The sequence below is a fragment of the Sphingobium sp. AP49 genome (assembly GCF_000281715.2).
GTDB lineage: Bacteria > Pseudomonadota > Alphaproteobacteria > Sphingomonadales > Sphingomonadaceae > Sphingobium.
This window is the reverse complement of sequence record NZ_CP124576.1, coordinates 4,131,504-4,153,204: the sequence shown is the minus strand read 5'-3', so window position 1 is coordinate 4,153,204 and position 21,701 is coordinate 4,131,504. Positions and strand designations below refer to the sequence as shown.

The 21,701-nt window shown below is 64.6% G+C and carries 21 protein-coding genes; 10 read left to right on the top strand and 11 right to left on the bottom strand.

Annotation, left to right across the window (positions count from 1 at the left end; genetic code table 11):
• The first annotated feature begins 91 nt into the window (after nucleotides 1-91).
• From PMI04_RS19595 to PMI04_RS19585, 3 genes are read left to right on the top strand one after another with little or no spacing between them, the layout of a single operon-like run.
• The gene (locus PMI04_RS19595) at nucleotides 92-412 is read left to right on the top strand and encodes a hypothetical protein (RefSeq protein ID WP_007710173.1); all 321 of its coding nucleotides are present in this window, start codon (nucleotides 92-94) and stop codon (nucleotides 410-412) included.
• Between the two features lie 27 nt (nucleotides 413-439).
• Nucleotides 440-1,336 carry a pirin family protein gene (locus tag PMI04_RS19590; RefSeq protein ID WP_007710176.1) on the top strand — a complete coding sequence of 299 codons (897 nt, stop codon included), beginning with the start codon at nucleotides 440-442 and terminating at the stop codon, nucleotides 1,334-1,336.
• A gap of 11 nt (nucleotides 1,337-1,347) precedes the next feature.
• Complete coding sequence (locus PMI04_RS19585; RefSeq protein ID WP_007710179.1) at nucleotides 1,348-1,728, top strand: OsmC family protein; 381 nt, start codon at nucleotides 1,348-1,350, stop codon at nucleotides 1,726-1,728.
• A 12-nt stretch (nucleotides 1,729-1,740) separates the two neighbouring features.
• On the opposite strand, the gene PMI04_RS19580 is transcribed toward PMI04_RS19585, so the two are convergent.
• Entirely contained in the window at nucleotides 1,741-2,202 is a 462-nt protein-coding gene (locus PMI04_RS19580) for a low molecular weight protein-tyrosine-phosphatase (protein WP_007710182.1), read from the bottom strand.
• On the bottom strand, nucleotides 2,202-3,650 hold the full coding sequence (locus PMI04_RS19575; protein ID WP_007710185.1) for an ATP-binding protein: 1,449 nt from the start codon (nucleotides 3,648-3,650) through the stop codon (nucleotides 2,202-2,204). Before PMI04_RS19575 ends, PMI04_RS19580 begins: the two co-directional genes overlap by 1 nt.
• A 114-nt stretch (nucleotides 3,651-3,764) precedes the next feature.
• Here PMI04_RS19575 and ppc point away from each other — a divergent pair, with 114 nt between their 5' ends.
• Nucleotides 3,765-6,467: a phosphoenolpyruvate carboxylase gene (gene ppc, locus PMI04_RS19570; RefSeq protein ID WP_007710188.1), complete on the top strand. Its 2,703-nt coding sequence runs from the start codon at nucleotides 3,765-3,767 to the stop codon at nucleotides 6,465-6,467.
• Nucleotides 6,468-6,925: 458 nt separating this feature from the next.
• A complete protein-coding gene (adhP, locus tag PMI04_RS19565) occupies nucleotides 6,926-7,957 on the top strand; it encodes an alcohol dehydrogenase AdhP (protein ID WP_007710190.1) in 1,032 nt (343 codons plus the stop codon).
• Between the two features lie 113 nt (nucleotides 7,958-8,070).
• On the opposite strand, the gene PMI04_RS19560 is transcribed toward adhP, so the two are convergent.
• Nucleotides 8,071-8,625: an outer membrane beta-barrel protein gene (locus tag PMI04_RS19560; protein ID WP_007710192.1), complete on the bottom strand. Its 555-nt coding sequence runs from the start codon at nucleotides 8,623-8,625 to the stop codon at nucleotides 8,071-8,073.
• Between the two features lie 313 nt (nucleotides 8,626-8,938).
• On the opposite strand from PMI04_RS19560, the gene PMI04_RS19555 reads away from it, so the two are divergent.
• Nucleotides 8,939-9,640: a hypothetical protein gene (locus PMI04_RS19555; RefSeq protein WP_007710194.1), complete on the top strand. Its 702-nt coding sequence runs from the start codon at nucleotides 8,939-8,941 to the stop codon at nucleotides 9,638-9,640.
• Between the two features lie 14 nt (nucleotides 9,641-9,654).
• Nucleotides 9,655-10,341 carry a hypothetical protein gene (locus PMI04_RS19550; protein ID WP_007710197.1) on the top strand — a complete coding sequence of 229 codons (687 nt, stop codon included), beginning with the start codon at nucleotides 9,655-9,657 and terminating at the stop codon, nucleotides 10,339-10,341.
• A gap of 89 nt (nucleotides 10,342-10,430) precedes the next feature.
• Here the strand turns inward: PMI04_RS19550 and PMI04_RS19545 are convergent, their stop codons facing one another.
• On the bottom strand, nucleotides 10,431-10,883 hold the full coding sequence (locus tag PMI04_RS19545; RefSeq protein WP_004208636.1) for a peptidylprolyl isomerase: 453 nt from the start codon (nucleotides 10,881-10,883) through the stop codon (nucleotides 10,431-10,433).
• Between the two features lie 183 nt (nucleotides 10,884-11,066).
• Between PMI04_RS19545 and mgtE the strand changes: the two genes are divergently transcribed.
• Nucleotides 11,067-12,518: a magnesium transporter gene (mgtE, locus tag PMI04_RS19540; RefSeq protein ID WP_007710203.1), complete on the top strand. Its 1,452-nt coding sequence runs from the start codon at nucleotides 11,067-11,069 to the stop codon at nucleotides 12,516-12,518.
• A 23-nt stretch (nucleotides 12,519-12,541) separates the two neighbouring features.
• Nucleotides 12,542-12,940 carry a DUF1489 domain-containing protein gene (locus PMI04_RS19535; protein ID WP_007710206.1) on the top strand — a complete coding sequence of 133 codons (399 nt, stop codon included), beginning with the start codon at nucleotides 12,542-12,544 and terminating at the stop codon, nucleotides 12,938-12,940.
• An 18-nt stretch (nucleotides 12,941-12,958) separates the two neighbouring features.
• Here PMI04_RS19535 and PMI04_RS19530 read toward each other — a convergent pair whose 3' ends face one another.
• From PMI04_RS19530 to PMI04_RS19505, 6 genes are all read right to left on the bottom strand, one after another.
• Nucleotides 12,959-14,284 carry an amidohydrolase family protein gene (locus PMI04_RS19530; protein ID WP_007710210.1) on the bottom strand — a complete coding sequence of 442 codons (1,326 nt, stop codon included), beginning with the start codon at nucleotides 14,282-14,284 and terminating at the stop codon, nucleotides 12,959-12,961.
• Nucleotides 14,285-14,351: 67 nt separating this feature from the next.
• Nucleotides 14,352-15,758 (bottom strand): UdgX family uracil-DNA binding protein, encoded by a 1,407-nt coding sequence (locus PMI04_RS19525; protein WP_007710212.1) that lies wholly within the window; start codon nucleotides 15,756-15,758, stop codon nucleotides 14,352-14,354.
• Between the two features lie 10 nt (nucleotides 15,759-15,768).
• Nucleotides 15,769-16,239 carry a hemerythrin domain-containing protein gene (locus PMI04_RS19520; protein WP_007710214.1) on the bottom strand — a complete coding sequence of 157 codons (471 nt, stop codon included), beginning with the start codon at nucleotides 16,237-16,239 and terminating at the stop codon, nucleotides 15,769-15,771.
• Nucleotides 16,240-16,300: 61 nt separating this feature from the next.
• A complete protein-coding gene (locus PMI04_RS19515; RefSeq protein WP_007710219.1) occupies nucleotides 16,301-16,657 on the bottom strand; it encodes a hypothetical protein in 357 nt (118 codons plus the stop codon).
• 82 nt (nucleotides 16,658-16,739) lie between these two features.
• Nucleotides 16,740-17,981 carry a putative DNA modification/repair radical SAM protein gene (locus tag PMI04_RS19510; protein ID WP_007710222.1) on the bottom strand — a complete coding sequence of 414 codons (1,242 nt, stop codon included), beginning with the start codon at nucleotides 17,979-17,981 and terminating at the stop codon, nucleotides 16,740-16,742.
• Nucleotides 17,982-18,049: 68 nt separating this feature from the next.
• Entirely contained in the window at nucleotides 18,050-19,912 is a 1,863-nt protein-coding gene (locus PMI04_RS19505) for a CHASE3 domain-containing protein (protein ID WP_007710225.1), read from the bottom strand.
• Nucleotides 19,913-20,041: 129 nt separating this feature from the next.
• Between PMI04_RS19505 and PMI04_RS19500 the strand changes: the two genes are divergently transcribed.
• Nucleotides 20,042-21,193: an FAD-dependent oxidoreductase gene (locus PMI04_RS19500; protein WP_007710226.1), complete on the top strand. Its 1,152-nt coding sequence runs from the start codon at nucleotides 20,042-20,044 to the stop codon at nucleotides 21,191-21,193.
• A 7-nt stretch (nucleotides 21,194-21,200) separates the two neighbouring features.
• Here the strand turns inward: PMI04_RS19500 and PMI04_RS19495 are convergent, their stop codons facing one another.
• Nucleotides 21,201-21,659, bottom strand: a complete 459-nt coding sequence (locus tag PMI04_RS19495; RefSeq protein WP_157178120.1) for a hypothetical protein — start codon at nucleotides 21,657-21,659, stop codon at nucleotides 21,201-21,203.
• Between the last annotated feature and the right edge of the window lie 42 nt (nucleotides 21,660-21,701).

The window sequence follows — 21,701 nt, the reverse complement described above, 5'->3', positions numbered from 1 at the left end:
AGAATGGCCGATTTTATCTGGCTGATCCTGAAAGCGTCGCCGCGCTAGAAGGAAGTCATCGAAACGGTCCAGACGAACAGGGAGCCCTCTCATGCTGAACATCGCCACCCCGCGCCTCAGCCCCGCCGAATGGCAGGACGTGAAGGCCACCTTGAGCGCCGTTGCCGATTGCGGCTGTGGCGAGCCCGCCGCCGCCGGCCCGGTCCGTTCGCGGATCGGCCATGCGCTCGACGCGATCCTGGGACCGAAAAAGGCCCAGCCGGTCACGCTCGCCCCGCATCTGCACGATGTGCGCCAGTTTCTCTGCGAATCCGGCCGTACCCGCCGGATCGCCGAACGTCACATTCCCACCCTGTCCGCACAAGGCTATAGCCGTGCCCAGATCGAGGCGATGGCGCTGCTCGGCGCCTGATCGCACCCGCCAGAAAGGATCCGTCCCATGTCCATCCGCACTTCAGAGGTCGACGGCGTCGATCTCGTCATCCTGCCCCCGGTCCGCGATCTGGGCGATGGCTTCTCGGTCCGCCGCGCGCTGCCATCGGCGCATCGCCGCATGGTCGGCCCCTTCATCTTCTTCGACCAGATGGGCGAGGCGACCTTCAACAGCGGCGAGGGGCTGGATGTGCGTCCGCATCCGCATATCGGTCTTGCCACCGTCACCTATCTGCTGGAGGGCGAAATCCTACACCGCGACAGCGTCGGATCGGTCCAGTCGATCCGCCCCGGCGAGGTCAACTGGATGACCGCGGGCAGCGGCATCGTCCATAGCGAGCGCACCAGTGACGAGAATCGCGCCAAGGGCGGCAAGCTGTTTGGCCTGCAGACCTGGGTTGCGCTGCCGACGCAGGCGGAGGAGGTCGATCCGGGTTTCGCCCATCACAAGGCCGACGAAATCCCGACGATCGAGGATGCGGGCACGCGCCTGACCCTGATCGCCGGCAGCTCCGACGGTCTGGTGTCGCCGGTCAAGACCTTCTCCGACATGGTCTATGCCGATATCGCGCTGCAGGACGGCGCCCGCTACCAACTCAAGGCCGAGCATGTCGAACGCGCCATCTATGTGGTGCAGGGCGCAGTCGAGGTGATCGGTCAGACCGGCGGCTTTGCGACCGGCGAACTGATCGTGTTCAAGCCCGGCGCGGAGATCATCCTGCGCGCCAAGGGGGCGACCCGGCTGATGCTGATGGGCGGCGAGCCGCTGCCCGAGAAGCGCCATATCTTCTGGAACTTCGTTTCTTCCTCGCCCGAGCGGATCGAGCAGGCAAAGGCCGACTGGCAGGCCCAGCGCTTCGCCCCGGTGCCGGAAGAGCATGAATTCATCCCCCTCCCGGTATAAGGAGCAGCATCATGGCCCAGGGTAGCGCCCATATCGGCAAGGACCGATATCGCACGGAGATCATCGTCGGCGGTCATGCCATCACCGCCGACGAGCCGGAGACGCTGGGCGGCGCCAATCTCGGCCCCGCGCCCTATGACCTGCTGCTGGCGGCGCTGGGGGCGTGCACCGCAATTACGCTGCGCATGTATGCGGAGAAGAAGGGCTGGCCGCTTGAATCGCTCGATGTCGCGCTGCGCCTGTCGGGCAAGGAGGAAAAGCGGATCGACCGGACGCTGACGATCGTCGGGCTGGACGCGGAACAGCGGGCACGACTGGCCGATGTTGCCGAGCGGACGCCGGTTACATTGACGTTGAAGCAGGGCCTGCCGATCGCGACGACGCTGGCCTGATTACGGCAGTGGTCAGGCCTGAAGCCCGGCCACGATTGCCTTGGCTGCGCGGATGACATCGTCCCAGGTGATGTCGAAGCCGGCATCATTGCCATAATAGGGGTCGGTCACGCCGCTGCCCTCACGCCCCGGCACCAGATCCATCAGCAAAGACAGGCTGGCGGTGCCGTCGGCGGGGCGGATGCGGCGCAGATTGGCGAGATTGTCGCTGTCGAGCGCGAAGATATGGGTGAAGCGGTGGAAATCCACCGGCTTCGCCTGCCGCCCGCGATAGAAGCTGATGTCGATGCCATGGCGCCGCGCCACCGCCTGCGCGCGCGGATCGGGCGCATCGCCGACATGCCAGTCGCCGGTGCCGGCCGAATCCACCACTATGTCCAGCCCGGCCTGTTCGGCCTCCGCCCGCAGCGCGGCTTCGGCAAGCGGGGAGCGACAGATATTGCCGAGGCAGACGAACAGGACCGACGCCTGCATCATTCGGCGGCCGCCGTGCTGAGGCCGAGCGCCGGGATGCCGATCGAGCGGCGCCCACCGAAATCGGTGCGCGCCACGATCACGCCCAATTTCTCCATATATTCGATCAGCCTGCGCACACGGCCGGGGGAGCTGGTGCCATAGGCACGGGCCAGCACGGTGTCCTCGGGGCAGGGTTCGCCCTCCATCGCCGCGCGGGCGATCAACAGGAAGGGCGCCAGCATATCTTCGGGCACCGGATCGGCGGCGCGGATCGGTTCTTCCCAGCGCGGGTCGGCCGAATCGCTCATGCCGGCGAGCGCCATGGCGAAGCGCTTGCGGAAGGCGGGCAGGTCGAGCGGCGGCTTGCGCAGCCCCTTCATCCGGCAGCGGACGCCGAAATCCTGGAACAGGGCAGCGACGCTGGGGACGGCTTCGCCCAGGTCCGCGACGATCTCGTCCAGCACGGCGATCACGATCGGCTCATTCTCGCCGAAATCCAGTTCCGGCGCGGCGGGCTTGGCCGACGGCACATCGGCCAGTTGGCGCATGATCTCCTCGGCCGGCCGGGCAGGCGGTTCGGCGCGGGGCGGGGGCGGCGGCATCGATTCTTCCTCGACCCGCGCGAACAGCAATTCCTGAAAATCCTCGCCGGTAGTGATCGGCGGCGGCATCAGCTTGTGGGTGCCACCGCGCGTGCCGGTCTTGACCGAACCGATCTTCACCGCCACCGGGCGGCGCGCGATCGCCGGGCCGAGCCCCAGGAAACGGCCACGCTCCAGGTCGCGGATCTGCTCCGCCTGCCGCCGTTCCATGCCCAGCAGGTCGGCGGCGCGGGCCATGTCGATGTCCAGGAAGGTACGGCCCATCAGGAAGTTGGAGGCTTCGGCCGCGACATTCTTGGCCAGCTTGGCCAGGCGCTGGGTGGCGATGACGCCGGCCAGGCCGCGCTTGCGGCCACGACACATCAGGTTGGTCATGGCGGCAAGCGACAGGCGCCGGGCCTCGTCCGACACGTCGCCGGCGGCGACCGGGGCGAACATCTGCGCCTCGTCGACCACCACCAGCGCGGGATACCAATGGTCGCGCGGCGCATCGAACAGCGTCGACAGGAAGGTCGCGGCGCAGCGCATCTGCGCTTCCAGCTCCAGCGACTCGAGGCTCAGCACCACCGACGCGCGATGTTCGCGGATACGGGCCGCCATCTTGACGATCTCGCGCTCATTATAGTCGCCCGCGTCGATCACGACATGGCCATATTCGTCGGCCAGGGTGACGAAGTCGCCCTCCGGGTCGATCACCACCTGCTGCACCATCGGCGCGCTTTCCTCCAGCAGGCGGCGCAGGAGATGCGACTTGCCGGACCCTGAATTGCCCTGGACGAGCAGACGGGTGGCAAGAAGTTCCTCGACATCGACCAACACGGGATTGCCCGTGCCGTCATTTCCTATGCTGATGCTGGCGGTCACGAACGTCCTTTGGCCCAGCCTGTGGCCTGCGCGCAACCTGTATCGCGCACTTTGCCAACGCTGGCGGTGTAAATCCTTGACCGTTTGATTGTTGCGATGCAGCATCGATCGATCATGGCGACTCTTGCTTCCTCCCCCTCCGCACCTGCGATCACGCAGAATCCCGACATCCGTTATCTTGGCCGACTGCTGGGTGACGTCATTCGGGCCTATGGCGGGGAAAAACTCTACAAGCAGACCGAATATATCCGTTCCGCCTCGGTCGATCGTGCGCGCGGCCTCCAGGGCGCGGACCTGACGGATACGGGGCTCGATGCGCTTAGCCTCGACGATACGCTCAACTTCACCCGCGGCTTCATGCTCTTCTCGATGCTGGCCAACCTGGCCGAGGATCGGCAGGGCGTGGCGGCGGAACCCGGTGCCGATGTCGCCTCCGCCGTGGCCAAGCTCGAATCACATGGCATCGGCAAGGATGCGGTGCTGGAATTGCTGTCGCACAGCCTGATCGTGCCGGTGCTGACCGCCCACCCGACCGAGGTGCGGCGCAAGAGCATGATCGATCACAAGAATCGCATCGCCGACCTGATGCTGCTAAAGGATGCCGGGCGGACCGAGACGGTCGATGGCGAAAATCTGGACGAGGCGATTTTCCGCCAGATCGCGCTGCTGTGGCAGACGCGACCGCTGCGCCGCGAAAAGCTGTTCGTGCAGGACGAGATCGACAATGTCCTGACCTATTTCCGCGACATCTTCCTGCCGACGCTGCCGGCGCTTTATGGCCGGTGGGAACGGGTGCTGGGCGCACGGCCGCAGAGCTTCCTGCGGGTCGGCAACTGGATCGGCGGCGACCGCGACGGAAACCCCTTCGTCCAGGCGCCGCAGCTACGTTCGGCGCTGGGCCGCGGCTGCGAGGCGGCTTTGGCCTATTATATGGAGTCGATCCACGCGCTGGGTGGCGAATTGTCGGTCTCGACCGAACTGGCCCATGTGCCGCAGGCGGTGCTGGATCTGGCCGAAGCCAGCGGAGATGCCTCGCCCAGCCGACAGGACGAACCCTATCGCCGGGCCATTTCCGGTATTTATGCCCGGCTCGCGGCTACTTATGCCGCGCTGATCGGCAAGGCGCCGCCGCGTCCGGCGACGCTGAAGGGCGAAGCCTATGTTGCGCCGGGCGATTTCCGCCGCGATCTCGTCACCGTGGCGCAGGGGCTGGCAAGCGAGGGCGATGGCGCGCTGTCGTCCGGTGGCGCGCTCGGCCGGCTGATCCGCGCGGTCGAAACCTTCGGATTCCATCTCGCGACGCTCGACATGCGGCAGAATAGCGACGTGCATCAGCGCGTCGTTGCCGAACTGCTGAAGGTTGCCGGTGTCGAGGCCGATTATGCCGGGCTGGACGAGTTTGCCCGCATCGCCCTGTTGCGTAAGGAACTGGCGACCAACCGGCCGCTCGGCACGCGCTTTGCCGAATATTCGGAGGAGACGGCGTCGGAGCTGGCGATCGTCCATGCCGCGGCGGAGGCGCACCGGACCTATGGGCCGCAGTGCATCACCCATTATATCATTTCCAAGGCCGAAAGCGTGTCCGACATGCTGGAGGTCAATATCCTGCTCAAGGAAGCGGGGCTGTGGCGCGCGCCGGAAAATGGCAGCCCGGCCAAGGCGGCGATCATGTCGATCCCGCTGTTCGAGACGATCGGCGACCTTGAGGCTGCGCCCAAGATCATGACTGCCTATTTCGGCCTGCCCGAAATCGCCGGGGTCGTGCAGGCGCGTGGCCATCAGGAAGTGATGATCGGCTATTCCGACAGCAACAAGGATGGCGGCTACATCACCTCGACCTGGAGCCTCTACAAGGCGAGCCAGGCGTTGGAGCCGGTCTTTGCCGAGGCCGGCGCGGCGATGCAGTTGTTCCACGGGCGCGGCGGTGCGGTCGGGCGCGGCGGCGGATCGGCCTTCAAGGCGATTCAGGCCCAGCCCAAGGGCAGTGTTCAGGGGCGCATCCGCATCACCGAACAGGGCGAGGTGATCGCCGCCAAGTTCGGCACGCGCGACGTGGCGATGACCAATCTGGAAGCGATGACCAGCGCGACCCTGCTGGCCAGCCTGGAACCCGAGGGCGTGTCGGCGAAGGATGCCGCCCGCTTTGCCGCGGCGATGGATGAACTGTCGAAAAACGCCTTCACCGCCTATCGCGACCTGGTTTACGGGACCGAGGGGTTCAAGGAATTTTTCCGTCAGCTGACGCCAATCCAGGAAATTTCCGGTCTCAAGATCGGATCGCGCCCGGCGAGCCGGACCAAGAGCACCGCGATCGAGGATCTGCGCGCCATTCCCTGGGTGTTCAGCTGGGCGCAGGCCCGCGTCATGCTGCCGGGTTGGTACGGCTTTGGCCATGCGATCGCCGCGTTCGAGGACAAGGCGCTGCTCGCCGACATGGCGCAGCATTGGTCTTTCCTGCAATCGGCGCTCGCCAATCTGGAGATGGTGCTGGCCAAGTCTGACCTGGGCATCGCGGCACGCTATCTGCCGCTGGTCGAGGACCAGGCACAGGCGGAAACGCTGTTCGGTCGCATCCGCGAAGGCTGGTCGCTGACCCATGATGGGCTGCTCGCCGCCACCGGCCAGTCGCGCCTGCTGGAAAAGAGTCCTGCTACCGAGACGTCGATCCGGCTGCGCCTGCCCTATATCGAGCCGCTCAACCTGTTGCAGGTCGAACTGCTCAAGCGCTATCGCGCCGGCGAGGATGACGCCCGGATCAAGGAAGGCATCGAGCTTTCGATCAACGCGATCGCGACCGCGCTACGCAACAGCGGCTGAATGGCGATGTCACGGAGCGGGCGGGGGCACCGGCCGCTCCGTTAGATTTTCACCGCTAATATCGCATATTTTCCGTATATTTTGACATTTTATGTCAATGGGTCGACATTATCGAATATAAATCGGTGCGGCGCCGTGCCTTCTAACATGGGGCATCCGATAGGGTAATTTGGTCGGCCAAGGATGCCAGAGTGGGTCCATCATAGCATCCAAGCCTTTGGTCTCATTTGACAAGCTTTTCACCGAGGACAATGGTGCGCGTTGGAGGTGCCATGGACCGGTCGGAACTCCCGCTAGTCGATTGTCGATCGGCGCAAACGCCCGCAAGGTTGGGCGCTTCGGCGAACCACAGCCTCCGTCCAACCGGCGTGCGAGACGATGCCCCCTATCTGCAATCCGTCCTCCGCCATTCCTGCTGCCTCCGTTGAGACCTCCCCCTCTCGTACAAGGAGTGAATGATGGCCAAGACCATGAAAGCCGCCGTGGTGCGCGAATTCGGCAAGCCGCTCACCATTGACGAGGTGCCGGTCCCCGAAGTCGGGCCGGGCCAGATCCAGGTGGCGATCCAGGCGTCGGGCGTCTGTCATACCGATCTTCATGCGGCCGAGGGTGACTGGCCGGTGAAGCCCAATCCTCCCTTCATTCCCGGTCATGAGGGCGTTGGCTTCGTATCGCAGGTGGGCGCCGGGGTGAAGCATGTGAAGGAAGGCGACCGCGTCGGCGTGCCCTGGCTCTATACCGCTTGCGGCCATTGCGTGCATTGCCTGGGCGGCTGGGAGACATTGTGCGAGCAGCAGCTCAATACCGGTTATTCGGTCAATGGCGGCTTTGCCGACTATGTGATCGCCGACCCCAATTATGTCGGCCATTTGCCGGCCAATCTGGGCTTCCAGGAAATTGCGCCGGTGCTGTGCGCAGGCGTCACCGTCTACAAGGGGCTCAAGGTAACCGACACCAAGCCGGGCGATTTCGTCGCGATCAGCGGCATTGGTGGCCTTGGCCATATGGCGGTGCAATATGCCGTTGCCATGGGCCTGAATGTCGCGGCAGTCGACGTCGACGATGCCAAGCTCGATCTGGCCCGGCGGCTGGGTGCGACGGTCACGGTGAATGCTCGTAACGAGGATCCGGCGGCGGTGATCCGCAAGGAAACCGGCGGCGGCGTCAATGGCGTGCTGGTGACGGCGGTCAGCGAGAAGGCGTTCGAGCAGGCGATCGGCATGGTCGCGCGCGGGGGAACGGTGTCGCTCAACGGCCTGCCGCCCGGCGATTTTCCGCTCAACATCTTCGGCATGGTGCTGAACGGCATCACCGTGCGCGGATCGATCGTTGGCACCCGGCTCGACCTGCAGGAGTCGATCGACTTCGCGGCCGAAGGCAAGGTCAGAGCGACTATCGAGACCGCAAGACTGGAGGATATCAACCAGGTGTTTGAGCGGATGCACAAGGGCCAGATCGAGGGGCGGATCGTCCTGGATATGACGGCCTGAAGAATAGTGCGGGACGATCCTGCAGTCCTTCCGACCGTCCCGCACCCATCTCTCCCTCGGGAGAGGTGGCCATGACGGGCCGCTGGCGGAATTCCGTCAGCGGCCCGATTGCGTCAATATTTTAGGACCATGCCCGCCATCGGGCGGATCGAATGGAAATTGCCGGTGGTGTCGGCTTGGACGCGCAGACGGACGTTGCTGCGCGCGGCCGAACTGCCCAGGTCGGCCGGCGACAGTTCGACGCCAGCGCCATAGGTCATGCCGTGATAGTCGCGGCTATCCTTGCCCAGCGCATCGAAATTGGTCCACTGATAGCCGACCTTGCCGAAGAACATGCTGTCCTTGCCAGCTTTCACGCCGACACGGCCTGCCGCGCCATATTCCCAATCGATGTCGCCGCTCACGCCCTTGGATGCCGTGCCCTCGACACCCAGTACGACCGGGCCGGCAATATTGTAGTTCACGCCTGCGACGCCTTCGACCATGCGGCCCTTGTAACCGACAGGCGGAATGCCTTCCTTGCTGGTCTCGCTGTCATAATTATGCACGCCCGCCATCACGCCGACATAGGGTTCGATGCGGCGGGTGGAGCCGGCGTCGTCCTGCGCCATCGCGGCGGCAGGCAACAGAGCGGCGGCAGCAACTGCCGTGAGAAGCAGTGTCTTCATGGGGTGACCCTTTATCTGTTTCTGAAAAATAACCGGGGTGTGGACCCGCCGGTATGCCCTGGGCGCTGCAAGCGTCTGCGAGGACATGGGCAATCAATGAACAGGCCCGCCGGAAGGTTTCCTGAACAAGATGCGAAATATTCGTCAGGTGGCGATTATGTGTTGGAATTGACACGGTTTCTGTCACTGGAATGAACGAAGAGGTGCTTTTCTGAACGGGGAATAAACCCCTGCTCTTGAACCGTTTTTCATTCACCACCAATTCAACCGGGACGCGTTAGCCAAGGGCATGAATGGTATGAGGAGACAGGCAATGAAGCGGACTGGATCGCGATTCCTGGCTGCGCTTGGTCTCGCGAGCGTGATAGCCCTGGGGGGCTGCGCCTATGATGACGGCTATGGCTATGGCGGCGTGAGCGTCGGTACCGGCTATTATGGCGGCGGCGGCTATTATGGCGATGGCTATTATGGGCCTTATGGCTATGCGCCGGGCGCCTATGGCGGCTGGTACAATGATTATTATTATCCGGGCAGCGGTTATTATGTGTACGATCGTGGCGGCGCCCGGCATCGCTGGAACGACGGCCAGCGTCGTTATTGGGAGGCGCGTCGCAAGGAGCGTCCGGGCAATGGTCGTCCCGGTGACGGGCGACCGGGCAATGGACGACCGGGCTGGGATCGGCCCGGTGATGGACGTCCTGATGGCGATCGCCCGGGCGACGGACGTCCCGGTGGCGGTCGTCCGGGCTGGAATGGCGGCGATGGTCGTCCCAATGATGGCAATTGGACCCGCCCACGCCCGCCGCGCGGCAATGATACGCCTGGTCGCGGGCGTCCGACGCCAGGCGCCAGCGGTGGAGACCAGCGCTATGTGCCGCAGCCCGGTCAGCGCCCACCCCAGGCAAGCCGCCCGCCGCGCGACATGGGCGGCAGTGCCCGACCGGCGCCGCGCATGCGGGCGGAGGGTGGTACAAGGGGCGGTGGCCGCGAACCGGTTCGGACCCGGCCCAATTGATGCGGGAGACGTTTATGAGGGGGATGGCTGGCGCCGCATTGTTACTGGGCCTGGTGAGTCTGACCGCCTGTGACGGGCGGGAGGAGAGTGCGATCGACAATCTGGCCAATGGCGCCAATGCCAGCCAGGTGGAGAATAATGTCCGGGCCGAAGCACAGGCGCTGATGGAGCCGCTGGCGCCGCCTGCGCCTGGTACGCCTGGCGGTTTGCCGGTGGAACCGGCGCCGGCCGAGGAGGGCGCGATCGATCCCGACAGCGCGCAGGGCGCTGCCCAGGTGGTACAGGGCTATTATGGTCTGCTGGAGGAAAAACGCTTCAGCGACGCGCAGGATTTGTGGGACGAGAAGAGCGCGATCGGGGCACAGGATGATGCGCATTTCGCCGCGCGCTTTCGCGGCTTCGGCGAAATCCATGCCAATATTGGCAGTCCGGCCGAACCCGAAGGTGCGGCAGGATCGAGCTTCGTGACGGTGCCGGTGCAGGTCTATGGCCGGCTGAAGGCGAACGGCAGGCCCTGGTATCGGCTGCGCCAGGTGGTTCTGCGCCGGGTCGATGACGTGCCGGGCGCGAGCGAGGCAGCACGGCGCTGGCATATCGAATCGATCGGCGCCTATGTCGCGCCGCCAGCCGATGAAGCGGAAAATGCAACCCAGACGGCGCAGCTGATTTCCGCCACCGACGGACTTGCCCGGAAACGCTGACACCGGTGCGGCGGGGCCGCACCGGTGTCGGGACTGCGCCTGCGGCCAGTGCCCATGAGGGACTGGCGACGGCTTGGGCTATATGTCGCTTAGGCGACGGTCGCCTTGACGATCTTGCCCGGCGTCTTGGGCGGCTCGCCCTTGGGCAGCGCATCGACATGTTCCATGCCCGAGGTGACTTCGCCCCAGACGGTATACTGGCCGTCGAGGAAGGTAGCGTCGTCGAAGCAGATGAAGAACTGGCTGTTGGCGCTGTTCGGGTTCATCGCGCGGGCCATCGAGCACACGCCGCGGACATGCGGTTCGCGGCTGAATTCGGCCTTGATGTCGGGCAGCTTGGAACCGCCCATGCCGGTGCCGGTCGGATCGCCGCCCTGCGCCATGAAGCCGGGGATGACGCGGTGGAAGACCACGCCGTCATAGAAGCCGTCCTTGGCGAGGGTGGTGATGCGTTCGACATGGCCGGGCGCCAGATCGGGGCGCAGCTTGATCACGACGTCGCCGCCGCTGTCGAGGGAAAGGGTAAGGGTTTCGTCGGCCATGAAAGATCCTCTCATTGGGGAAGGCGTTGATCGCCTCATATAGAGGCTTGCGATGGGGATGGAAGCAGCTGTTTGGCAAAGCCTGCCCCATCTGTTGCCAAAGCGCGTCCAAGCCCATTGCAATTATATTGTGCATCGGCGAAAGCATCGGAATGTTACAGGAACCGGACAGTTGCGCGCGCCATGACCGAACGTGGCGATTTGGCCGAGCCGCGGCCGCACGAGGAACTTGCTGACGAGAGTCTGATCTCGGCCGGTATGGAGCAGGTCGAGTCGAGCCTGGACGAGGATGACCGGCTGAAGCCCGAATTCCTGTCCGCCGTGCTGGATGCGGTGGACGAAGGCGACATCGACCATGCGCGCGAGCTGGTCTCGCCGCTGCATCCCGCCGACATTGCCGACCTTCTGGAACTGACGCCCGCCGAGCAGCGTGGCGAAGTGGCCGCTGCGCTGGGCGACCTGGTCGGCGCGGAGGTTCTGTCCGAACTCAATGATTATGTGCGCGACGACCTGATCGGCGCGCTGGCGCCCGAGCAGGTCGCCGAATTCGCCTCCGAACTCGATACCGACGATGCCGTCGCGATTATTGAGGACATGGAGGAAGCCGACCAGCAGGCGGTGCTGGAGGCGATGGAGCCGGAAGATCGCGCCGCGATCGAGTCTGCGCTCGCTTATCCCGAAGAATCCGCCGGTCGCCTGATGCAGCGCGACCTGGTCGCGGTGCCCGAGCATATGACGGTCGGCCAGGTGATCGACTATCTGCGCGACAATGGCGACCTGACCCGCGACTTCTGGGAAATCTTCGTCGTCGATGAAGGCCATAAGCCGATCGGCACCTGTCAGCTGAGCTGGGTACTGACCTGTCCGCGCGACATTGCCATGGCTGACCTGATGAAGCGCGAGCAGACGCTGATCCCGGTCGACATGGACCAGGAAGAGGTGGCGCTGCGCTTCCAGAAATATGCGCTGATCTCCGCCGCCGTGGTCGATGGCAGCGGCCGGCTGGTCGGCATGATCACGGTCGACGACATCGTCCACATCATTTCCGAGGAAGCGGGCGAGGATATCCTCCGCCTGTCGGGTGCGGGCGAAGGCGACATCAACGAGCCGGTGATGGACAGCTACCGCGCGCGTGTGCGCTGGCTGCTGACCAACTTGCTGACCGCGTTGGTGGCGTCGACCATCATCGGCATTTTCGAGCATACGATCGAGAAGATGGTGGCGCTCGCGACGCTGATGCCGATCGTCGCGGGGGTGGGCGGTAATGCCGGCAGCCAGACCATGGCGGTGACGGTACGCGCGCTTGCCACCAACCAGATTACCGGATCGAACGCCCGCCGTACCATATTGCGCGAAATTCGCGTGGCATTGCTCAATGGCTGCACCGTGGCGCTGGTGCTGGGACTGGGCGTGGGGCTGGTGTTCCACAATGTCCAGCTGGGCGGCGTCATTGCCGCAGCGATGATGACCAATATCGTGACCGCTGGCCTCGCCGGCGCAGCGGTGCCGTTGGCGTTCGACCGGATGAACCTCGACCCGGCGGTGGCATCCTCCATCTTCGTCACCATGATCACGGACTCGATGGGCTTCTTCGCTTTTCTGGGGCTGGCCACGGCGGCGGGATTGACCGGCTGAACCGCCGCCCCATCTAGACGCCAATGCCGCTGCACCTGACCAAGATCGCCTTCCAGAGCGAAAGCCCCGCGACCCTCAAGGCCTGGCTGGAAAGCCATGCGGACGAGGCGCGCCTGACCACCCGCTATCTGCCCAAGCGGCTGGAGGAGATGGATGGCGGATCGCTCTACTGGATTCACGGCCATGCGCTGGTCGGCCGCAGTCCGATCCTGGGCTTTCAGGAGACCGGGCAGGGGCGCTACTGGATCCGGCTGGCGCCACGGCTGATCCCGGTGCGGACGGCCCCCAAGCGCGCGCATCAGGGCTGGCGCTATCTGGAGGACAAGGATGCGCCGCCCGATCTGGGCGGCGGCGAGGCGGACGATCTGGAAGCGATGCCGCCCGCCATGCTGAACGAACTGGCGCGGCTGGGGCTGGTCTGACGCCAGCCCCAAGGCCGGTCAGATCATCGGCTTGCCGTCGGCCTTGACCACGGCGCCGCCCTTCATCACGAAGCCGACCTTTTCGAGCTGGCGGACATCGGCCAGCGGGTCACCATCGACCGCGATCAGGTCGGCATAGCGGCCGGCCTGCAACGTGCCGACATCGGCGCTGCCCAACAGGTCGGCGGCATTGGCGGTGGCGGCCTTGATCGCCTCCATCGCCGGCATGCCCGCGCGCACCATCAGCGCGAATTCCTGGGCATTTTCGCCATGGTCGGACAGGCCGAACGTGTCGGTGCCGAAGGCGATCTTGACCCCGGCGGCATAGGCATCGCGCAGATTCTTCTGTAGCAGCGGGCCGATCACCAATGCCTTTTCGGCGGTCGAGGGATTGAGCTGTTCGGGATGTTCCCTGGCGCGCTGATAGACGCGCTCGCCCACCAGCATGGTCGGCACCAGATAGGCGCCATATTGCTTGAAGATCTTGTAGCTGCCGGCGTCGGCATAGGAGCCATGCTCGATCGAATCGACGCCCAGCGCTATCGTGTGGTCGATCGCCTCCTTGCCATGGGCATGGGCCGCGACCTTCATGCCCAGGCTATGGGCGGTGTCGATCACCGCCTTGATCTCCTCGTCGGTCATCAACTGATGCTTGGGATCATCGCCGATCGACATGACCCCGCCCGAGGGCATGATCTTGATAAGGTCCGCGCCCTCGCGCTTCAGCCGGCGCACGGCGATGCGGGCGGCTTCCGGGCTGTCGATCACATTGTCGCTGATGTGGGGAATGTCGGCAAATTCGACGCGCAGGCCGTTGACCGCGTCGCCATGGCCGCCGGTCGGGCCGAGCGGCGTGCCTGCCACCCACAGGCGCGGGCCGGGGATGACGGCGCCGTCGATCGATTTCTTGAGCGCGACGATCACCTGGGTATCGGCGCCGCAGTCACGGACCGAGGTGAAGCCGGCGAGCAGCGTATTGCGCACGAAGCCGGTCGCCTCGATCGCATCCTCATAGGCGCTGCGCGTCACCGCGTTGCGGATCGGGTCGCCGCTGTGCCAGCCGGCGGTGATATGGTCATGGGTATCGATCAGGCCGGGCAGCACGGTCTTGGCCGACAGGTCGATCACCTCCGCGCCGGTGGGCGTGACGAAGCCGGACTGGATCGCGGTGATGCGATCGTCATGGATCAGGATCGACACTTTCTCGCGCGCGGCGGCGCCGGTGCCGTCGATCATCCGTCCGGCATGGACCACGACATCCTTGGCCATTACGGCCGGCGCCGACACCGCGACCAGCGCCGCCATGCTGCATGCGGCCAGCGCCGCTGCCTTCCCCCAGATCATGTAACCCCCTGTTTAATTTGATGGGGGCAGCGTCGCGCGCAGCGAGCCGGCCGTCAACGCATTTATATCAGGCACGGACGGCAAGCCGTTCGCCGACGAGTCGCAGATCGGCGACGAAGCGCGCCTGTTCCTGCGCCTGCCGATCGGGATCGGGCAAGCGCAGCAAATAGCTGGGGTGGACGGTAATCCAGGCTTCGGCGCCATCATCGAGCGGTATCGGGCGGCCGCGCATCTGACTGATCGTTACCGGCTTCCCCAGCAGGGCGCGGGCGGCGGTGGCGCCCAGGGCGACGATGATGCGCGGGCGGATGAGGTCCAGTTCCTGCTCCAGCCACCAGCGGCAGGCCTTGATCTCCGGCACGTCCGGCGTCTGGTGAATGCGGCGCTTGCCGCGCTGTTCATATTTGAAATGCTTGACGGCGTTGGTGACATAGGCGCGTGCTCGATCGACACCGGCCTCGGCCAGCGCCGCGTCGAACAATTGCCCGGCGGGGCCGACAAAGGGGCGGCCGGCCAGATCCTCCTGATCGCCGGGCTGTTCGCCGATGAAGAGCAGGGGTGCGTCAAGCGGGCCTTCGCCGAACACGGTCTGCGTGGCTGGCCCGTGTAAGGGGCAGCGGGTGCAGGCCATGGCCTCGTCGCGCAGTGCCTGCCAGGCGGCGCGGCTATTGCCGGTGCGGGCTGCGGGGCGCGGGGCGGTGGCGATCATCGCCGCCTCGCGCGCCTGGGCGCTGGCGACGAGATCGGGGATAAGGGCGGCTTCGGGCAGGTTGCGCCAATATTTGCGCGGCATTTCCGACAGCATCGCCCCGGTCTTGAGCCGGGCGGGGTTGAAGATGGCGGCATAATAGCCCTTCCACACATCCTCGACGGGATCGTCCGCCGGAGCGTCGCCGCGTTGCGCACCCGGCCCCTCGGTCAATGTCTCGCCATCCCAATGGATGCTGATTTCCGGCGTGAGGATCGACCAGCGCATCGACGCGAAGCGGCGGGTGAAGAAGCCGGCATTGGCGCGGACGATATGATGGTCGGGCTCGAACCAGGCGATGAAGCGCGGGCCGTCGCCTTCATCCAGTTCGCGGAAGCGGACGAAGGCGCGCATCTTGTGGATATCGCGCCGCACCGCCTTGGCCAGATCCTCGACCCGGCGCAGCAGCGGGTCAGCGCGGTCGTCCATCCGGCCCGGCCGAGCACGCACCGCCAGCAACAGGCTGTAGAGCAGCGCGAAGCGGGCGGGATCGCGATGCAGGATCGCGCTGCGCGCCAGTTCGACGAAGGCGCGCGGCACGGGAAAGGCTGCGTTCGCCGGGGTGGCGGGCAGGGGCGTCGCATCGCTGCCGAACAGGTCGGGCGCAGCGCTGCCCGCAACATCCCACAGGATGGCGTCGGCGGGACCGGTGGCGAGAGCCAGCGTGCGGGCGGCGTCGCGCCAGCCCTCAAAATCGTCTGGCCCCGCCAGCGTCACCCGATACATGGTGGTCCGGTCAGTCCTCCGCCTCGGCGCGGGCCAGTTCGGCGGGCTTGCGCTTGGCGAAGAGCTTCGCCAGTTCCTGCTCCTTGGCCTTGCTCAGTTCCTTGGCCGCGGCCGGGAACATCTCCTCCTCTTCCTCGTCGATATGGTGGAGATAGCGTTTCTTGAGCTGGTCGAAGGTGCGGCGCCAGGCGTCGCCGTTGAATTTGAGGCCGTCCAGTTCCTCCAGATAATCGTCGATTTCCTTATGCTCGGACACGCTGTGCTGGGCGTCCTCGCGCAGGTCCGGCTGGGCGAGCATGGTGGCGTAGAGGGTTTCCTCCTCGGCGGCGGCATGGGCGGTCACTTCGACCTTGAACTGGTCGAACAGCTTTTCCAGTCGTTCGTCATCCTTTTCGCGCATGGCTTCCGCCATCTTGGCGAACAGCTGGCGATGGGCGTCATGATCCTGTTTCAGGCGATCGAAGATATTGGCGTCGGCCACGGGCAATCCTCCTTCAAGCGATGAAGGAGGAAACGAGAATTGGGCGGAAAGGGTCCGGCGCCTAGCCGAACAGCGCGTGGAAGATGATCGCGACCGGAATCCAGAGCAGCGCGCCCAACAGGCTGGTGGCCCAGAGCTGAAGCAGGTCGCGCCGGAAGCGCAGGCGCAGCCCGGCATGGGACAGGCCGCTATGGTCGAGCATCTGCCAGCGATGTTCGAGCGCGCGCGCGGCGATGGCGAAACCGCCGATCGCGATGATGACGCCGAGGTGCAGGACCAGCGAGCCGCCCATCTTGGCGACGATGAAGATCTGAAGCAGGCAGAAGACGACAAGGGCGGCCGCAAGGTGGGTGCTGATCCGCTTGGCAAAGCCGGTGCCGCTGCGCCCGGTGGCCTGAATGTCGAAAAGTGTCGCCAAAGTCCCGATCCCCTTGCTGATCGTGTTACAAGAGTTTCATGAACCGTGCTTGCGATCAACCGCAAAATTGCCTCGCTTCCCCTTAAAAAAGTTCCATCTGCGTGGCCGGACGCCGCAACTGCGCGGACAGATCGACTCGGTCGGCCAACTGGACCGGGCGCCAGTCGGCGGTGATGAGGAAGGGGCGCAGCTTGACGATCGATGTGGTCAGGCGCGCGACATCCTCCAGCCGCAGCCGGCGATGGCGGCGGCTGGCAAGGATGCGGTCGACCGCCTTCACCCCCAGGCCGGGCACGCGCAGCAGCAGTTCGCGTGGTGCGCGGTTGACGTCGACCGGGAAGCTGGCGCGATGCTGCAACGCCCAGGCGAGCTTGGGATCGATGTCGAGCGGCAGGCAGCCGCTGTCCCTGTCGGTCGCGGCGGCGATCTCCGTGGCGGAATAGCCGTAGAAGCGCATCATCCAGTCCGACTGGTAGAGCCGATGTTCGCGCATCAGCGGCGGACGCTGGAGCGGCAGCACGCTGCTGGGCGAGGGGATGGGGGAGAAGGCGCTGTAATAGACGCGGCGCAGCTGGTGCCGGTCATAGAGGCTGCTCGCCCGCTGGATGATGGCGCGATCGTCGGCGGCATCGGCGCCGACGATCATCTGGGTCGACTGGCCGGCCGGGGCAAAGCGCGGGGCGTGGCGATATTTGCGGCGGGCGTCGCCCATATCGTCCATCTGGCTGCGCATCTGCGCCATCGCGTCCTCGATCCGGCCGCCGTCCTTCTCGGGGGCCAGGCGCTTGAGGCCCGGTTCGGTCGGCAGTTCGACGTTGATCGACAGCCGGTCGGCATGCAGCCCTGCCTGACGCAGCAGTTCCGGATCGGCGTCGGGAATGGTCTTCAAATGGATATAGCCGCGAAACTCATGATCCTCGCGCAGGCTGCGGGCGACCTCGACCATCTGCTCCATCGTATAGTCGGACGAGCGGATGATGCCGGAGGAGAGGAACAGCCCCTCGATATAGTTGCGGCGATAGAAGCTGAGCGTGAGATCGACCACCTCGCGCGCGGTGAAGCGGGCGCGACGGACATCGCTCGACCGGCGATTGATGCAATAATGGCAGTCGAAGATGCAGCTGTTGGTCAGCAGGATTTTCAGCAGCGAGATGCAGCGGCCGTCGGGCGCATAGGCATGGCAAATGCCCATGCCTTCGGTCGAGCCTATGCCCTTGCCGTCGCGCGAATCCCGCTTGGTCGTGCCGGACGAGGCGCAGGACGCATCATATTTGGCGGCATCGGCAAGGATTTCGAGCTTTTGCGGGATGGATACAGCCGACATATCGTTCCTGATATGTTCTTTTGCGGCGGCCGTCCATAATCTTGATCAGGCAAAGCGGCCGAAAATGGTCAGATCGTGCCTTCGTCCAGCACCTGTCGTACCTTCGCGGCCAACTGATCAAATGTGAAGGGCTTGGCAAGAAAGGCAACGCCTGGATCGAGCATGCCGTTATGGACGATGGCGTTGCGGGTATAGCCTGTTGTGTAGAGGACCTTGAGGTCAGGTCGTTGTTCACGGGCGCGGTCAGCCAGGATGCGACCATTGATGCCGGGCATGACGATATCGGTGAACAACAGGTCGATGCGCGGCTGGATTGCCAGCATCGCCAGCGCCTGTTCGCCATCCGACGCCTGGACGATGACATAACCCAGTTCGCGCAGGGAATCGACTGACATGTGGCGGACCCGTTCTTCGTCCTCCACCACCAGGATAATTTCCTCGCCCCGGGCGCGGGGCAGTTCCACTGGTGCGGTGCGGGCAGGGGCATCCATCATGTCGGCGCCATAGTGGCGCGGCAGATAGATTTTGATGACCGTCCCCTGGCCGGGTTCGGAATAGATTTTCACATGGCCGCGCGACTGTTTCACGAAGCCGAACACCTGGCTGAGGCCGAGGCCGGTGCCCTTGCCCACGCCCTTGGTGGTGAAAAAGGGATCGAAGGCGCGCTCGACCACCTCGGCGGGCATACCGGTACCGCTGTCGGTCACCGATACCATGACATATTGTCCGGCCAGCACTTCGGCATGGGCGGTGGCATAGGCATCGTCCAGATGGGCGTTGCCGGTTTCGACAGTCAGCCGGCCGCCGCCCGGCATCGCGTCGCGGGCATTGACGCACAGATTGAGGATGGCGCTTTCCAGCTGGCCCGAATCGATGCTGGCGCGCCAGAGGCCGCCGGCCAACACGGTTTCCACCCGCACCGTTTCGCCGATCGTCCGGCGCAGCATTTCGGACATGCCACCGACCAGCTTGTTGACGTCGGTCGGTTGCGGGTCGAGCGGCTGCTGGCGGGAAAAGGCAAGTAGCCGGGAGGTCAATTGGGCGGCGCGCTGCGCGCCCTCGGTCGCATTGTCGATGCCGCGCGCTACTCGGGCATCGGTGTCGGGGGTCAACCGGCGCCGCACCATGTCGAGCGACCCGATGACGATCGCCAGCATATTGTTGAAATCATGTGCGATCCCGCCAGTCAACTGGCCGATCGATTCCATCTTTTGCAGCTGTCGGACTTGCGCTTCGACGGCTTGGCGTTCCTGGGCTTCCGCGACCAGGCGCGCATTGGCTTCGCTCAAGGCCCGCTCGCTCTCCAGCGCTTCTTCCATCCGCCGCCGGGCGGTTCGCAATGCAAGCATACCCAGGATGATGACGAATGCTGCGCTGACGGCCAGACTGGCGGTCACCCAGATGTTGAGCCGGCTGGCCTCGATGCTGCGGACACGCAGCAGCAATTCCTCGCGCAGCTTCATCTGTTCGATCTGGGCGCGAATCTGGGCCATGGCGGCCAGGCCGGGCGCAAAAGCGTTGGGGTCTACTGCACCACCCCGTCGCCGGAGATCTACGCCGCCCTGCATCAGCGTCAGCCGTCGGTCCAGCATAGCGCCCAGCGCGTCCACTGCCTGGACCTGCACGGGATTATCGCGCACGTCGACACGCAGGCTCGCGATCTCGCCGCGCCACCCGGCCTTGAAATCCTCGAACGGGGCCAGAAATGGCTCCTGACGCGTCAACATATAGCCGCGCTGGCTACTTTCGGCAGCCTGCACGCGCGAAAGGATGACTGACAGGCGATTTTCCACACGCAATGTGTGGTTCACCCAGCCGATGCCGGTTTGCTGGCTGCGATAGAGCCAGAAGGTTCCGCTCACGGCGATGACGACGATGATCAATGCCAGCAGCAATATGACGATGGAACGTTCGGGGCGTATGGCTGGCATCGCTGCTTAATGCGGAAATCGCCGGGCGTGAGCAAGCCGCTATATCTGTTCAGGCTCAATGCGTTGAGGATATGCTTGGCTCTTTCGTTGGCAGGAACGAATAGGCCGGCACAAGGAGAGGCGGAAGCCATGGATAGGCGGCGATTTCTTACCCACGGACTGGGTGGCATGGGGGCCTTGTCGCTGGCGGCGGGCGCCGATGCGGCCGCCCTGTTCGATCCTCTCGCCGGGCTGGAGCCGATCCGCGCGACGCCCGACCGCATCTTTCGCATCACCGTCTGCCTGCGGCCCTTCCGCGCGGCCGGCCCGCGCATCGCGATCGAGCCGGTCGGGCGCAAGCGGGTCGTTCATCATTATGGCCATGGCGGCAGCGGCTGGTCCTTGTCCTGGGGATCGGCCGAAGTCGCGGTCGGCCTGGCGCTGGCGGAAGGGATGACGGATATTGCCGTGATCGGCGCTGGCGCGATCGGCCTTACCACCGCGCTCACCGCCCAGCGGGCGGGCGCGAAGGTGACCATCTATGCCAAGGAGCAATTTCCCGATGTCCGATCGGCGCGGGCAACCGGCACCTGGTCGCCTGATTCCCGGATCGCGATGGCGGGCGGGGTCGATGCCGGCTTTGGCGATCGCTGGGAGGTGATGGCACGGCGATCCTTTGCTTTCTATCAGGGGCTGCTCGGTCTGCCGGGCGATCCGGTGGAATGGACCGACCGTTATATGCTGTCGGACGGCCCGGCCGTCGCACCCGCCGTCGAGATGGTGATGCCGGAGCGGCCCGATCGCTTCATCCGGCTGGAGGATCGACTGCATGACATCATGCCGCGATCGGTCGAACTGGCGCCGGGCACGCATCCCTTCCGCACCGAGCGGGCGCGGCGCAGCAGTTCGCTGACCTTCAATGTCGCCGACCTCGCCCATCAATTGACCAACGATTTCCTGATCGGCGGCGGCCGCATCGTGCCAATGGAGCTCCACGAACCTAACGACGTGACGCGGCTGAAGCAAAAGACCGTCATCAACTGCACCGGCTATGGCGCGCGGGCGTTGTGGCGGGATGAGAGCATCGTGCCGGTGCGCGGCCAGATTGCCTGGCTCATCCCGCAGGCGGGCGCCACCTATGGCGTCTATCATGACAAGCTGGCGATGCTGGCCCGGCGCGACGGGATCGTGGTGCAGGAGGTCGGGCAGGACGACTGGTTCGGCTATGGCGATGCCAACGAGACGCCCGATCGCGAAGCTGCCGAGGCATCGGTGCGCAAGCTGGCTAGCTTCTGGAAATAGGCGATCTTCATGATTTTTGCTGCATCAGCGTGTCTAGTGGGAGTTCGGATGTTGTGCGCAGAAAAATTTGGGAAATGGCAACCGCACGGTCTGCGGTTTTTATCTCAAGGTCTTTTCTCAGAAGACCGCGACGCAACCGAACAGATATGATCTGCGCACGGTCGATGGGAGGCGATCCTGCAATGAAGAATGTGGATTGGTCGGCCGTGACAAGACATCGACCATGCCATAATGCAATCCAAGCGGGTGGATAATAGCGCAGCACCCACAGGAGCAGGGCGAGCCAGCCGACGCCTTGTCTGAACCAGGATAAGTGTCCCGTAATCAACAGTTCAGGATATTCGCGAACGCTGAAACCTTTGGCGCCTAGGTCCCATATCACCGCAAGAACAGCAGCGATGGGAAAAAGCAGCGCCATTATAGCGCGGGGCGTATCTGCCGCCGCATAGCAATTACGTTCCATCATAATGTCAGCAATTGTGCGATACGTTGGCAAGCGTGGCAATGG

Excerpts from the sequence above, each read along its gene's own strand:
- PMI04_RS19500 (WP_007710226.1), top strand. The coding sequence starts at position 20,042 with ATGGATAGGCGGCGATTTCTTACCCACGGACTGGGTGGCATGGGGGCC.
- mgtE (WP_007710203.1), top strand. The coding sequence starts at position 11,067 with ATGACCGAACGTGGCGATTTGGCCGAGCCGCGGCCGCACGAGGAACTT.
- PMI04_RS19525 (WP_007710212.1), bottom strand. The coding sequence starts at position 15,758 with ATGTATCGGGTGACGCTGGCGGGGCCAGACGATTTTGAGGGCTGGCGC.
- PMI04_RS19550 (WP_007710197.1), top strand. The coding sequence starts at position 9,655 with ATGAGGGGGATGGCTGGCGCCGCATTGTTACTGGGCCTGGTGAGTCTG.
- PMI04_RS19495 (WP_157178120.1), bottom strand. The coding sequence starts at position 21,659 with ATGATGGAACGTAATTGCTATGCGGCGGCAGATACGCCCCGCGCTATA.
- PMI04_RS19535 (WP_007710206.1), top strand. The coding sequence starts at position 12,542 with ATGCCGCTGCACCTGACCAAGATCGCCTTCCAGAGCGAAAGCCCCGCG.
- PMI04_RS19585 (WP_007710179.1), top strand. The coding sequence starts at position 1,348 with ATGGCCCAGGGTAGCGCCCATATCGGCAAGGACCGATATCGCACGGAG.
- PMI04_RS19505 (WP_007710225.1), bottom strand. The coding sequence starts at position 19,912 with ATGCCAGCCATACGCCCCGAACGTTCCATCGTCATATTGCTGCTGGCA.
- PMI04_RS19560 (WP_007710192.1), bottom strand. The coding sequence starts at position 8,625 with ATGAAGACACTGCTTCTCACGGCAGTTGCTGCCGCCGCTCTGTTGCCT.
- PMI04_RS19595 (WP_007710173.1), top strand. The coding sequence starts at position 92 with ATGCTGAACATCGCCACCCCGCGCCTCAGCCCCGCCGAATGGCAGGAC.
- PMI04_RS19555 (WP_007710194.1), top strand. The coding sequence starts at position 8,939 with ATGAAGCGGACTGGATCGCGATTCCTGGCTGCGCTTGGTCTCGCGAGC.
- PMI04_RS19580 (WP_007710182.1), bottom strand. The coding sequence starts at position 2,202 with ATGCAGGCGTCGGTCCTGTTCGTCTGCCTCGGCAATATCTGTCGCTCC.
- PMI04_RS19590 (WP_007710176.1), top strand. The coding sequence starts at position 440 with ATGTCCATCCGCACTTCAGAGGTCGACGGCGTCGATCTCGTCATCCTG.
- PMI04_RS19530 (WP_007710210.1), bottom strand. The coding sequence starts at position 14,284 with ATGATCTGGGGGAAGGCAGCGGCGCTGGCCGCATGCAGCATGGCGGCG.
- PMI04_RS19510 (WP_007710222.1), bottom strand. The coding sequence starts at position 17,981 with ATGTCGGCTGTATCCATCCCGCAAAAGCTCGAAATCCTTGCCGATGCC.
- PMI04_RS19545 (WP_004208636.1), bottom strand. The coding sequence starts at position 10,883 with ATGGCCGACGAAACCCTTACCCTTTCCCTCGACAGCGGCGGCGACGTC.
- adhP (WP_007710190.1), top strand. The coding sequence starts at position 6,926 with ATGGCCAAGACCATGAAAGCCGCCGTGGTGCGCGAATTCGGCAAGCCG.
- ppc (WP_007710188.1), top strand. The coding sequence starts at position 3,765 with ATGGCGACTCTTGCTTCCTCCCCCTCCGCACCTGCGATCACGCAGAAT.